We start from the raw sequence: 13,188 nt of genomic DNA, 5'->3' as shown, positions 1-13,188 counted from the left end.
AAATAAATGCAGTAAGACATGTGTTAATTCGAGCTGTTAACAGTGTTAAGCTGGCTCGAAAACCGTGATTGTTCAAGCTGATAACAATTTAATTTGATCCAATAATCGTGTTAATTTGATCCAATAATCGTGTTAATTTGAGCTAATAATCAAAAAAACGAGACAATAAACGGGACAACTAACAATGGATACAAAACAAACAGATTACAGCAGAGAAAGCCTCGTAATACCCCTCTTTGAAGTAGTGGTCTACCCGGAAAGCCGGACAAAAATCCGGGTTGACAAAGCCACCGGAGAAGCCCTGCTTGCCGGTATGAAAAATGCCGAATATGCGTATACTGTCGGACTGACAGCAAAGAGCGGCACGAAAACTTCGGAACTGTCAGAAGATAATCTTTACAAAACAGGAAACCTGCTCAAGGCAACATTTGTGCAGCCTGCTGATGACGGATATCTGGTTGCTGCTAAGGTAATCCAGAGGGTAGAAGCCGTTTCCTTTTACCGGAAGGACGGACTTTTCTATGCCGCGTACGAACCTGTTCCTGACCTTCCGGACCTCAGTGAGGATGTCCAGGCAGGGATGATGGCGAATGTAAAAAATAAAATTAATGAGATCAGCAGCATTCAGGGTTCCGAGCAATTTACCCGGCCTATTGCTAAGATGGAATCCATCGACCAGATAATGGGATTTATCATGCCGTACATCCCGATTAAGCTTGAAGAAAAGCAGGCCCTTCTGGAAATTGTTTCGGTTCGGGAACGTTATAATGCATTCCTCGGGGTCCTGACGAAGCAGAAAGAGAACATCAACCTCCAGCTTGAGATGGCAAAAAAAGTTACCGATAAGGTAAACAAGTCAAACCGGGAAGCAATGCTTCGGGAACAGCTCAGGATGATCCAGGAAGAGCTCAACGGAGGACAGGACCCGGTTTCAGGGGAAGGCGGATACGGGGAAAGAATCGGGAGCTCTAAGATGCCTCCAGAGGTTAAAAAGAAGGCAATGGAAGAGTATAAGAAACTCGAAGCAGGTGGCCCCCACAACCATGAAGCCCCTGTTATCAAAAATTACCTGGACCTCATGCTCGACCTTCCCTGGGAAACCGAAGATAAAAAGAGCATCGATATTGTCGAAGCCCGCCGTGTGCTTGAGGACAACCACAACGGCCTTGAAAAGGTCAAGGAAAGAATAGTCCAGCACCTCGCGGTAATGAAACTCAAACAGGATAAACAGGGCTCGATCCTCCTCTTCGTAGGCCCCCCAGGCACCGGCAAGACAAGCCTTGGAAAGAGCATTGCAGATTCCCTTGGCAGGGAATACGTCCGGGCAAGCCTCGGAGGCGTCAAGGACGAAGCCGAGATCAGGGGACACCGCAGGACCTATGTGGGAGCCCTTCCCGGAAGGATCATCCAGGGCATGAGAAAGGCAGGCACGAAAAACCCGGTCTTCATTCTCGACGAAATCGACAAGCTTTCAGCTTCCTACTCGGGAGACCCTGCAAGTGCCCTTCTCGAAGTCCTTGACCCCGAGCAGAACAGCAGCTTCTCGGACCACTACCTGGAAGTCCCCTATGACCTGTCCGACGTACTCTTCATTGCCACCGCCAACTCCCTGGCAACCATCCCGCCCCCGCTCCTTGACAGGATGGAGATGATTGAGATTTCGGGCTACACGAAAAATGAGAAGTTTGCGATTGCAAGAGACCACCTGCTTCCCGAGACCCTGGAAGAACACGGTCTTGATGCGGATAAACTCAAAATCGAAGACGAAGCCCTGAAACAGATCATCGAAAAGTACACCCGCGAAGCAGGGGTCAGGCAACTTAAAAAGCAGCTTGCAAAGACCGCACGGTTTGTGTCCGAGAAGATCGTCTCAGGAACAGCCGAGCTTCCTTACGTGGTAAAGCCGGACATGCTCAAGGAGACCCTCGGAAAAGAGCTGGTCAGGCAGGAAGAAGCCAGGAAAGAAAACGTACCCGGAGTAGTCACCGGACTTGCGTGGACTCCTGTGGGAGGGGACATCCTCTTCATCGAAGGCACATTCATGCCCGGAAAAGGAAAGCTTACCCTTACAGGTCAGCTCGGGGACGTGATGAAAGAATCTGCCCAGATCTCTTTGAGCCTTGTAAGGTCCAGGCTTGCAAACACCGCAAACAGCTTCAACTTCACCGCAAGCGACATCCACATCCACGTCCCCTCGGGTGCAACCCCGAAGGACGGCCCGTCAGCAGGCGTGACCCTCTTTACCGCCCTCACCTCCCTGATCACCGGCAAAGCAGTTGACCCCAAACTTGCCATGACAGGGGAAATAACGCTGAGCGGCGCAGTAATGCCAGTCGGCGGCATAAAAGAGAAAGTCCTCGCAGCCCACAGGGCAGGCATAAAGAAGGTCATCCTCCCCAAAGAAAACGAAAGAGACCTCGAAGACGTCCCCGAAGATGTCAGGAACGAACTCAAATTCGTGCCTGTAGAGACTATTGAAGAGGTCCTGAAAGAGGCGCTGGATATTGAGCTGCCGAAGCAGGTTTTGTCGTTTGAAGGAAATGGATTTGGAGCTACGCAGAATGTTTAAGGATTGAAGAGTGCAGAGGATGGGGGTTGAGAGAGTCTAAATCTGTCAGCTCCCTAACGTTCCCATCTCATTTTCCATCTAATTATCACAGTTACCTGAGTAAAATACTAACTCGGGTTTCATTTTTCAGCTTTTTTGATTCAATATAGTTTACTCAAAACATTTATGGGATATTTGTGACATTCAGTTGCTCTTTTGAAGGAAAGAAAAGACTGACTCTAAATCCGTAGTTCTGTTTCTTGGAATCGCAACTAGTTATGTTACTCTTTTTATCCTTTGGAGCCAAAGGCAGGCTTTTACAGAATTAAGGGAACGACTCTTTAAACAATTAGTTTTGGAATCATTTTTCAAGCTGTTATAGAAAACACTGCTTCCCTCGGAAGCTTAGAGTCTCGGACACGACATAAAGATCATAAACATAACTATATTAATATATGAAATATGTTATAGTCCTCACAGTAAAAATTTACACTTATTAAACCAAGCAAGATGCATTTAATTGGTCATTAAAAGTGTAATTAATTCGTGAGTTCACTATAATTTATTCCTCTTATAAAATTTTGGAATTTACATTTACCGATCTCGCAGTATTCTAGACCTATTGAATTTAACTCTACCTTTTGTTTTTTAACATTTCTAGGACTAGATTTTTGATGAATCTCTACATAAGCAGCCCAAGTAACCCCACTAAATTTACTATTAAATACTCGAAATGTGTTTTTAATTTGATCCACAGCGTGAGAAATATCTTTTCCTTTCCCTTCAGCTAAACAAACTACTTTTATAAATCTATTATTATTATTAGCCTTTTTTTGGTAGTAAATCAACAAATCACATATTTGTTGATTGTTTCCATTCATCCCCAAACATTCTTTTAATCCTTCATTACTTTGGTCATCTATTCTAAAAAAAAGAAATTTTTCTCCAGCTTGAGGAGATATACTTATTTCATTACCTTCTTCATTCCAACTTGTATTACATAAAAGATGTTGCAACAGATGGCAAACTACTGATTCATCAACTGACATATAATCCATCCTCAATTACAAATTGAAATATAAATCTGAAACATAGTCAGATTCATCACTGAAAGTACCCCAATCAATTAAACCATCTTTTCCATATACATCTTTTATAGTGCCATTGTCAAAGAGATAAACGGAAACATTATCTTGACTAATAAAACTGTCCTTATTTTTTAGCTTAAACTTCTCTTCTAATCCTTCTTTTTCTTTAAGGGTATAAGCTTTCGTTAAATTGGATAAATGATCTACTAAGTACGTGCTATGCGTGGTAATTATTACCTTTATTCCCGAATTTACCATCATAGCCAATAATTCCATAATCTTTATTTGTGATTCAGGGTGTAAATTCATTTCAGGTTCATCTATTACAATTAAATCCCCTTTATCTGCCAAAAACCTAAGATAGTATATTAAGGGGGCTAGATCCTTTACACAAGAAGAAGTAACTTGTAAATCAAAAGCTTCTTTTCCTTTTAAATTATAAAGGAATTCCATTGATCCATCTGGTTTTTCTACAGTTTTAACTGTACCACCAAGAATATCAGTCTCTAAAATCTCAGCCATTTTGATGTATTTTTTAATGTATTCATTCTTACTAGCCTCTTCCATTCTTTCATTCCAATGTTTTTCATCACCAGAGTAAATGAGCATGTCAAGAAGGCTTCCGAGAGGAAGAGGTACAAAATTTTCTTTCTTATTCCTACCTTTTATTTCTTTTTCCCTTTCATTATCATCATTTTTCCCAAATCTTCTACTCCCACTGATTAATTGTATTATTCCTGTTCTTTCGGAAGGTAAGAAATAAACATCTAAGAAAAACGACGTGTGTATTAATTTAAAAACTTCACTTGAAACAAATCTTTTAACGCTTTTAACTGGAATGTCTTGAACTTTGGAAGTTGATTCTGTAATCAAATATAAACAAAAGTCATCTGCTTCCTTATGGGCAGTTAAAAGAGCGTTACCATCTTTATCTACTGAGAGTCCTTTGTCTATTTCCAAAGTTTTAATAACATCTAATGAATTCTTGAAACTCGTAGTTAATTCTACATTTATATCAACTTTTTCAAATGTAATTTTCGATGTGCTTAGAGTATATTGTAAATTACCTGGGATTAACTTAGCAAGATCATTGATGTATCTTGCCGAATACTCTCTGAATAAAGTCTCTATATCTATTTTTGTATTTCCTTTATCCAAAATTTCTTTAACAGCATTTTCGATACAATCATAACTATATAAATTTTCTTCTAAATAAGAAGTTAAAAAGGTTTTATAAGAAGTCGGAGAAAATAAATAAGCAAGTGTATATGCAGTCCAAGTCTTGCCTTTATTATTAGGTCCTATAAAAGCTGTTAAAGGTTTTAAATTAACTTCCCCTTTCTCAACCGCTCCTAAATTATTTATGGTAACTTTCATATTTTTCCCTTGAGTAGATTTTTAAATGGAAAATGTAATTTTCTTAAGATATAACATATCTAAAGAAAAAACTTTTGTTTAGAAATTGTTAGAAAAGAATAAAAATAAATAATTCAATTTAATCTTAGATGTACCGATATATTTATGAAGGTAATTATATACAAATTAAAGTATGAAATATTAATCTTAGAAGAGTGAATATTGGTGGTAAAAAGAAATATAAAGAGCTCACATTGAGGAGAAGTTGACGTTGTGATAGATTCCAATAATAGGATTCTATTCTTCCAGCACATTTCGAGCGTCTTCCATTTTCCAAAATGACAAAGCAACACATTGCTCAAGCTTCATCCAGTTTCACCACACCCGTGAAGAGCTGTGAAAAAAATCAAAGATGTCCACCGCTTCCGGATCAAGCCCCAGTTCTTCAAAAATCTCCCTGAAAACCGCCCGGTATTCCTCTTCAGGTATCGTATCCCCACTGCTTCCCGGAGGCATTACGATTTCGAGCTTTACCTTTCCCGAGGCATCGAGTTCAACTATGTATCTGTTTTCATTATCATAAGCCGTTACCGTTGCCTCCGGGACGAAGTACTTTACGGAACCCAGCCGCTTTCCATCCTTTAAAAAGACTTCTGTGGGGTATGCATTAATACCCAAACTGGTTTCGTAACTGGAATCATCACTGTTTTCCTTGAGATAAGCATATGCAGCCGGGAAATCCGGAGATTCGCTCACCTGTATTTCAGCTTCCCAGGTCTGGTTTTGTGCGGCTGTTTTCAGAGCCTCAAGATACTTTTCCAAAGTCTCCTCGTCCAGCCCGAAGAGGAGCCCTAATTTTTCAAGCATCCAGGCATCCGGCGGAAATTCGGATAGCTGTAAGGAGGATTCGGGGTCGGAGTGGCTGAAGTTCGAGATGACCACACAGGTTAAGGTCCCGGCTTTTTGTCCGCCTTCCAGTCCGTTTTCCGGTCTATCTTCACAGATGAAGACCATGAGCTCGGAGTTCCCGTCATAGTTAAGCCTGATGTTCTCCACAAGAGCGGCAGCTCCGAATCTTTCCCGGACCTCCGGGACATCACCCTGCTCAAAACCTGAAAAGTTTCCGGGCCAGGGCCAGGAACCTTCCACTTCATAGCCGGCGTTCTCCGCGTTCGTAAGTGCGGAACTGTAGTCAAGAGGCCCGATGTCAACTTCTTCGGAATAGTACCAGGAGCTGTCAACAAAACCCATTAATAAGAAAGGGCCGAAGATACACAGCGCAAGAAGGAGGGGAATGAGAAATAATAATATCAGTATGGCTTTTTGCTTTTTCAAATTTTCAACTCCGGGAAAACATCAGTAAACTGAGGGGGCTGTTAGTATTCCGAATTGCGGGTCTAATCTTAAAAAGATCGGAGATAATATCTTTTAGTTTTCCATAACACTACATTATCCATGCTAAAATAATAAATAAGTTAGGTTATTTTGCAAAGTTTTGAGTAAAAATTGTTCCGAGCACCAGCAAGGTTAGCCAGAAAAAACTGATCGATTCGCAAGCCTTTTTAACTCGCTTATCGTAGAATATTACGTATCGATACAAGGCACCAATACGATGTGATAGGTTCTGACCACAGCCATGGCTAGAACTACGCAATTCCAACGCTTATCACGTCCCAGCCATAGGTGGGTGTCACCACCTGTGGCTATGGTGCCAAAAAACCTCATTTTAAAAAGAAGTAATAATTTGTCGGGTTTAAGGAGCAAAATACCGGAGCTATTTTTCTGCTACTTGATCGAACTTTCCCGAAGCAGCCGGAATGGTATCTTCCGTCTTTTTTGTTCCGAGCGTCACAAAGTGACTGCTATAATGGAATAATCGCAAAAAATGAATATCCAGAAAGAAGAAAATCAATGGCTGCATGCAGTGACCAGGATATTGAGATGATGTGTATTCAAAAATAAAAAATATGGCTTCAATTTTCATTTTTTCGCTTTATTCATAAAAATCAGGGGCAAGCCGGTTGCTTCGCAACCGTGGGTGGGCACGGGGTTGGACTGCGAAACCGGAACCCCGGTAAAGCTCAAAAAACCGAAACAAAAAAGCTCTCATATAAAAGGTGAGCACAAAAATGACACTTCTGAACTTCAAGTGTTTAAAAATGAACAGCAAGGGCCAGATAACAATCCCCATGGACCTGCGGGATGAAAAGTTCAGAGAAGGTCATAAGGTTGCCTTATTGGCCTACGAAGACGGGATAGAGATCCGGCCTATCTCTTACGATAAAAAATAGAAAAAACAGAAGCCGTAAAAAGACTTCTGCACATATAATATTTTAGATAGAGTCGAGAAAGGATTGAATAGCTAATCCAATAGGGTTGAATAGCTTATTTAGCTGAATATTTTAGACTTCAAAGCTTACTCTTCCCCCAGCCATTCCGCGACTTTTTCGGGGTTGTTTTCTATCCACATTGCTGCGGCTTCCTCATCCGATGCCCCTTTTTCGACTTCGTACATTACCCAGTTCATGTCCTCGACTTCCCAGTGGAAGCGGTCGAGTATGGCGTATGCCCCGGGAATATCTTCTTTAAAGCCTATCCTGGCAATAGTCCCTATGTACTCATCGTCTCCATAGACATTTTTCGGATCATCGAGATATTTGAGGTCCCAGCGGGAGAATTTCCAGTGGGGGGTCCAGCCGGTGATGACAATCCATTCTTCGTTTTCGATTGCGCCTTTCAGCTCGGAGAGCATACCGACTTCACTGCCAGTGACAAGCTCATAGCCCTCAAGCCCGTAGTCTTCTATAGCCTGCCCGCTCATCCGGACAGTGCCTGAACCGGGTTCAATGCTGATTATTTTCCCATCGAACTCTTCTGCATGGCCCTTCAGTTCGTCAATCGAATCGATCGGGACGTATGCAGGCACAATCATGCCTATACGGGTCCCGTTCATATTGTAGCCGAGCAGTTCAAGCTGGTCCCCGTACTTCTCCATGTATTTTTCATGGCATACAGGGATCCAGGCATCCGTATAGCAGTCCAGGTCTCCAAGGACTACTCCCTGGTAGGCTACCCCGATATCCACGAAATCAAGTTCTACATTGTAGCCGGCTTCTTCAAGGACCTGCTTGAGGACATATGAACTGGAATAGGCCGTACCCCAGGGGCCGACGCCCACAACGACAGTCTGCTGCTCAGGAGCCTGTTTAGAATCAATTTCAGAATCCTGCTCGTTTATTTCTTCCGAATTTTCGGTGCAACCCGAAACAAGCACTGCAAGCAGGGCAAAAATACATAAAAGTACAAAAAACTTTGATCTGTTTTGAGACAGAAAATTCCTCCTTTGACTAATATTAAAATGTAAATCCCGAAAGTAGCGGGGAGCCTTCCCTGAAAAACAAAACCAGATAAGCCTTATGCTATGCTTAATCATTACACGCAAAACAGCATTTTTACAGCCTGCTGCCGCGAAAAGCAATGAGAAGACTCGGGACATGCTGTAAGAAAAATGAAGCCCGACCGTCAGACAAGCGGTACCTAAAAAACGAGGGCACACAACCAAAACTAATATATCTTAAAAATCTTAGAATTTTCGTCTGGTAACAGCTTCATACTGGACAGTTTTATAACAAATATCCCTGGAATGAACAGCCATGGGATGAACATTCCCTCACTATTTCAGGAATTTATTGTCTTTTTTCCTTTTCAATGTGATTCATGTCACATCATTTTCTGTGGTTATATTTTCTGATCTTGCTGATATACACTACAAAAATAATAACATATATACCTTATGATTTTTACATAAAAATTAGAATAATAGGAACACTAAATAATATAAATAATAATATTAAAAAAAATAAATTTCATAAATAAAGATAAATTTCCGACCCATTAATTTTAAGTAAAACGGGAAGTTAACCGTATACAAACATGAAAAACTTAAGGAAATACGGAAACCCTCCGTTCGATATAGCCGTTATCCACGGCGGCCCCGGAGCCCCTGGAGAAATGGCTCCTGTAGCCAGGGAACTCTCATTTGCCCATTCCGCCCATCCTGACCATTATGCTCATCCTGAAAATTCCGCTCATCCTGGCCATTACGCTTATCCTGACTATTACGCCAATTCTAACTATTACGCCTATCCTGACCGGGCTGCCGACTCTTTCGAACCCCCAATCTCCGGCCGTGGCGTCCTTGAGCCCCTTCAGACCGCGGTAACCCTTGACGGCCAGGTGCGGGAGTTGAAAGCCGTGCTGAATGAGCATGCTGCCCTTCCGGTCACATTAATCGGTTTTTCCTGGGGGGCAATGCTCAGCTATATTTTCGCAGCCAGTCACCCCGAATTCGTAAAAAAGCTCGTCCTCGTCGGAAGCGGCCCCTACGAAGAAAAATATGCTGACATTATAAGGAGAAAACGGGGAAGCCGGCTCAGCAAGGTAGAACGGACGGAAACTCATTCCCGGATACCGGAGTTAAATGACATCTCCAACGGAAACAAAAACGCATCCTTTGCAAGATTCGGGCAGTTGATGTCCCTTGCTGACTCATACGACCCCCTTCCCCATGATGACGAGGTGCTGGAGTACCAGTATGTTATCAATAAAAATGTCTGGGGAGATGCAAGCAAGTTGAGGAGCAACGGAAAACTTCTGAAACTCGGAAGGAAGATCCGCTGTCCCGTAATCGCGATCCATGGGGATTATGACCCGCATCCTTTTGAGGGAGTAAGAGATCCTCTTTCCGGAGTCTTGAAGGACTTCCAGTATGTCCTGCTGGAGAAATGCGGGCACAGGCCGTGGATTGAGAGGGAGGCAAAAGATATGTTTTACGATGTGCTCAAGGGTGAAATTTAATCAAAAATGTAGCAAAAACTTAAGAGCTTAAAACTGAAGGGCTTAATGCTTTTTTATACACCGTTGCTGCCATTTCAACCCCTGATTTTAACCCCTGGTTTGATCTTGCAAAGCAATGAATATTAATTTTATACAGAGGAGATAAATGAGAAATGGAGAAAACCCATTTTAACATATCGAACAATAAAATTTCTATTCCTGCCATTCTGTGGGGAAAGCCGGGTGCGAAACTGCTGATTGAAGTACACGGCAACCTTTCCAACAAAGAGGATACCGTGATTTCTATTCTGGCGCAAAAAGCCGTTGCAAAAGGCTATCAAGTTTTAAGTTTCGATCTACCCGGGCACGGTGAGCGTACAGGTGATAATTATGAGTGTATTCCGCAAAACTGTGTCAGTGACCTGCTTGCGGTTTACAAATATGCCAGGTCACTTGCATCGGATATTAGTTTGTTTGCGTGTAGCATGGGAGCCTATTTTAGTTTGCTTGCCTATCATGACTTTGACATTAAGCAATGCCTGTTCCTCTCCCCCGTGGTAAACATGGAACGCATCATACGAAATATGATGGAAGCTTTTCAAGTAAGCGAAGAAAGGTTGCAGGTAGAAAAGCAAATTCCATTGCCGATTGGACAGACTCTGGACTGGGACTATTACTGCTATGTGAAGAAAAATTCTGTTTGCTTTGACTGGAAAATACCAACTGCAATTTTGTATGGTTCGGGTGATGATCTGTCTGAATGGAAAGAGATTTCCGTATTTGCAGAGAGGTATCAAGCGGAAGTTAAAGTTCTTGAACACGGGGAGCATTACTTCCATACAGAAGAACAATTGCAAGTTTTTGAAGCATGGGCAGATGATAATTTGTTGTAAAGCACAGCAGATTATGAGCATAATTGTTGGTTACGTAATCTCCAATGTATGTGTAATTAAGTCGTTTTTCCCTAGCATGAAATACTACCATCAAAATTCAGCTTTTTTTTAGGGTGAAGGTAAAAAACAAGAAAACTGAAAACCCAGTTTGGAAAGATATTTCAGGAACATTTATAAATTTATATGCAGTTAATAAATTTTCAGGCCTGAAGAAGGAGATTTTCCAAGTGAGAATGAAAGTAACTGGTTTCTTTTTACTAATTTCTGTCTGCTTACTGGCCATCTCTCCCATCTGTTCCGGAAAAGAACTGATCACGGAGAAACAGGTGATCACATTCCATGATGTATTCGAGGGAGAAAACGAAAGCTGGAAAGCAAAGTACATGCTAAACGAAAGCCATGTATTCATAACAGCAAATAACAAAACTCACTATTACGGGACACACGATTATCTTCTTCTTGTAACATACAAAGGCAACCTGCCGGAGTCTTCTCTTCCGAAGCTGGTTAACATATCCTATGTTATTAACATACCTTACTATATGCCCTCAAGTGGAGGCAGGGTAACTTCAGAGGGGCAGGGGCTAGGCACTGATTTTGATAATGATGAATATGTCTTCATTAATTATTTCACCTATTATGGGGAAAGTTCGACAAAGATACAGTCCCCCGTCTCAACTAAGACAATCCTTGCTATAAAGAACGAATTTTCCAGGCTCGAACACTCCCGAAGTTACGCCGGGCGTTCCCTCAGGCATGCCGAAGGGCGTCCCCTGAGTTATAAGATCACATCAAAAATCGCATTACCCGCACTTTTTGGCTTTAAGCAGCCGGAACAGTGGCCCTTCAGGCACACAATAGACCCGGCTTTCACTCCTTCCAACACTGTTTATGTCCGCCACGAAGGCTCGGGTGGAACCGAAGCCGACAGAAATAATCCCGGCAGGGTCACGGTGGAACTGAACGGAGAGACCGAAATCCTGGAATTGAAGAGCGGTAAATGATTGTTCCGCATTCCCAAAGGCAGCAGGAAGCTTCTGTGAACTGAACAGAAATAACCGGGTATCCCCCGTCGTTCTTGTCCCGAGCGGTAGCGAGGCCAGCCCGCTTTGACAGGGAAGATTCAAAAGATGAATTAAAGGAAAAAAGACAGGTATTAACCCATTTTCATAATCAAACGACCACCAAAGAATATAATATCTTATTTTTTATTTTTTAACGGTGGCGGGACACCTGCATACGCTTAACCAGAGCAACCTTTGTCCTGGTAAACAGTAAAAACCTGAATTATTCCATATCGTTTAACCGAATTCGCCGAATTACCGAATTGTCTTGAAGTATTTGTCGATTTCTTCCCAGTCGATGATATTCCAGAAAGCGTCTATGAATTTGCCCCTTTCATTCTTGTAATCAAGATAGTAAGCATGTTCCCATACATCTACAACCAGAAGTACCGGGAAATCCGGGATCAGGTTTACATTATGCTTTTCTATCTGCATGAACCCGAGCCTTTTCGTATCACGGCAGAAAGTTAAAGCTGCCCAGCCGGAACCCTCCACACTTGCTGCAACCTGGGAGAACTCCTTTTTGAACCGTTCAAAAGTCCCGAAGTCTTCCTTGATAGCTTCAGCCAGTTCCCCGACAGGTTCCTTACTCGCCTTTTCCGCAGGCGTCAGCTCCCACCAGAAATAGCTATGAAGGACGTGCCCACCCATATTGAAAGCCAGGGCTTTTGCGGTTGCTTTATAGTCAAAATCCGTGCCATCTTTCCTTGCTTTCTCCATCATTTGCAGAATTGAATTCGTATTATTCACATAACCCTGATGGTGCTTGTCATGGTGTATCCGCAGCTGTTCTTCGGAAATATAAGGTTCCAGGTCCGCATAACCAAACTTCAAAGGCGGTAATTTATACAATTCCTTAGCCATATTCATCCTCCCCTATTCGTAATTAGCTGGTTTCACAAAATTTGTTCCGGAACGTCTACACTGTCCAGTAAAAGAAATTCCATTTACAAATCCTGCTAAGCAGCTTCCCCCTTATGCTGTATTAACAGAGAATCTATTTCTCAAACTACTCTGCTACCGTATTTTCTCAGATATGTGTTAGATTGCCAGATGGCAATTTTGGATGCAAGGGTAGTTTTGCTGGTATTTATATTAAAACGGGGAGATATATACTTATTGGAAACTCTGTGTAGAAAATGAGTGTGAGGGATTTATGGAAATATTTGTGCCGGAATTATTCTTTCGAGAAATCGTAAAGTTGTGGTGGATTTGAAATTAAAAGGATTAAAAAGTTGGAGGTGTGGAGAAATTTTATTAGAGGCTACAAGGCTAGGTAGCTTTGATAAAGAATCAGGACATCCTAAAAACCCACCATAGAGATGACTATCATTTTGAAAAATCATCAGTAAAAACAGATACAAAACAAACTTCTAAATTAATAGAAGAGTGTGTGTTTAGTC

At 42.0% G+C, this 13,188-nt stretch carries 10 protein-coding genes and 1 pseudogene; 5 read left to right on the top strand and 6 right to left on the bottom strand.

The annotated features are described in order from the left end of the window. The first annotated feature begins 184 nt into the window (after positions 1–184). On the top strand, positions 185–2,569 hold the full coding sequence (gene lon / locus MSMTP_RS10085) for an endopeptidase La (RefSeq protein WP_048178940.1): 2,385 nt from the start codon (positions 185–187) through the stop codon (positions 2,567–2,569). Between the two features lie 518 nt (positions 2,570–3,087). Here the strand turns inward: lon and MSMTP_RS10080 are convergent. The 4 genes and pseudogenes from MSMTP_RS10080 to MSMTP_RS19980 form a co-directional block, all read right to left on the bottom strand. Further along, on the bottom strand, positions 3,088–3,597 hold the full coding sequence (locus tag MSMTP_RS10080; protein WP_048178938.1) for a hypothetical protein: 510 nt from the start codon (positions 3,595–3,597) through the stop codon (positions 3,088–3,090). A 15-nt stretch (positions 3,598–3,612) separates the two neighbouring features. Further along, on the bottom strand, positions 3,613–5,013 hold the full coding sequence (locus MSMTP_RS10075; protein ID WP_048178936.1) for an ATP-binding protein: 1,401 nt from the start codon (positions 5,011–5,013) through the stop codon (positions 3,613–3,615). A 354-nt stretch (positions 5,014–5,367) separates the two neighbouring features. After that, positions 5,368–6,327 (bottom strand): hypothetical protein, encoded by a 960-nt coding sequence (locus MSMTP_RS10070; protein WP_048178934.1) that lies wholly within the window; start codon positions 6,325–6,327, stop codon positions 5,368–5,370. A 208-nt stretch (positions 6,328–6,535) separates the two neighbouring features. Beyond that, positions 6,536–6,652, bottom strand: a pseudogene (locus tag MSMTP_RS19980) (IS200/IS605 family transposase); the annotation flags it as partial. A 469-nt stretch (positions 6,653–7,121) separates the two neighbouring features. Here MSMTP_RS19980 and MSMTP_RS19270 point away from each other — a divergent pair. Then, the gene (locus MSMTP_RS19270) at positions 7,122–7,283 is read left to right on the top strand and encodes an AbrB/MazE/SpoVT family DNA-binding domain-containing protein (RefSeq protein ID WP_156153786.1); all 162 of its coding nucleotides are present in this window, start codon (positions 7,122–7,124) and stop codon (positions 7,281–7,283) included. A 125-nt stretch (positions 7,284–7,408) separates the two neighbouring features. Here MSMTP_RS19270 and MSMTP_RS10060 read toward each other — a convergent pair whose 3' ends face one another. Next, positions 7,409–8,266 carry a glycine betaine ABC transporter substrate-binding protein gene (locus MSMTP_RS10060; RefSeq protein WP_197076064.1) on the bottom strand — a complete coding sequence of 286 codons (858 nt, stop codon included), beginning with the start codon at positions 8,264–8,266 and terminating at the stop codon, positions 7,409–7,411. A 659-nt stretch (positions 8,267–8,925) separates the two neighbouring features. Between MSMTP_RS10060 and MSMTP_RS10055 the strand changes: the two genes are divergently transcribed. From MSMTP_RS10055 to MSMTP_RS10045, 3 genes are all read left to right on the top strand, one after another. Then, positions 8,926–9,849 (top strand): alpha/beta fold hydrolase, encoded by a 924-nt coding sequence (locus MSMTP_RS10055; RefSeq protein ID WP_082090578.1) that lies wholly within the window; start codon positions 8,926–8,928, stop codon positions 9,847–9,849. 152 nt (positions 9,850–10,001) lie between these two features. Continuing rightward, a complete protein-coding gene (locus tag MSMTP_RS10050; RefSeq protein ID WP_048178932.1) occupies positions 10,002–10,721 on the top strand; it encodes a carboxylesterase in 720 nt (239 codons plus the stop codon). A 227-nt stretch (positions 10,722–10,948) separates the two neighbouring features. Next, positions 10,949–11,725 (top strand): hypothetical protein, encoded by a 777-nt coding sequence (locus tag MSMTP_RS10045; protein ID WP_156153785.1) that lies wholly within the window; start codon positions 10,949–10,951, stop codon positions 11,723–11,725. Between the two features lie 315 nt (positions 11,726–12,040). Here MSMTP_RS10045 and MSMTP_RS10040 read toward each other — a convergent pair whose 3' ends face one another. Further along, entirely contained in the window at positions 12,041–12,649 is a 609-nt protein-coding gene (locus tag MSMTP_RS10040; RefSeq protein ID WP_048178929.1) for a superoxide dismutase, read from the bottom strand. Positions 12,650–13,188 lie beyond the last annotated feature (539 nt).

Source organism: Methanosarcina sp. MTP4 (assembly GCF_000970045.1).
Taxonomy (GTDB): domain Archaea; phylum Halobacteriota; class Methanosarcinia; order Methanosarcinales; family Methanosarcinaceae; genus MTP4.
This window is presented reverse-complemented; position numbering and strand designations above follow the sequence as displayed.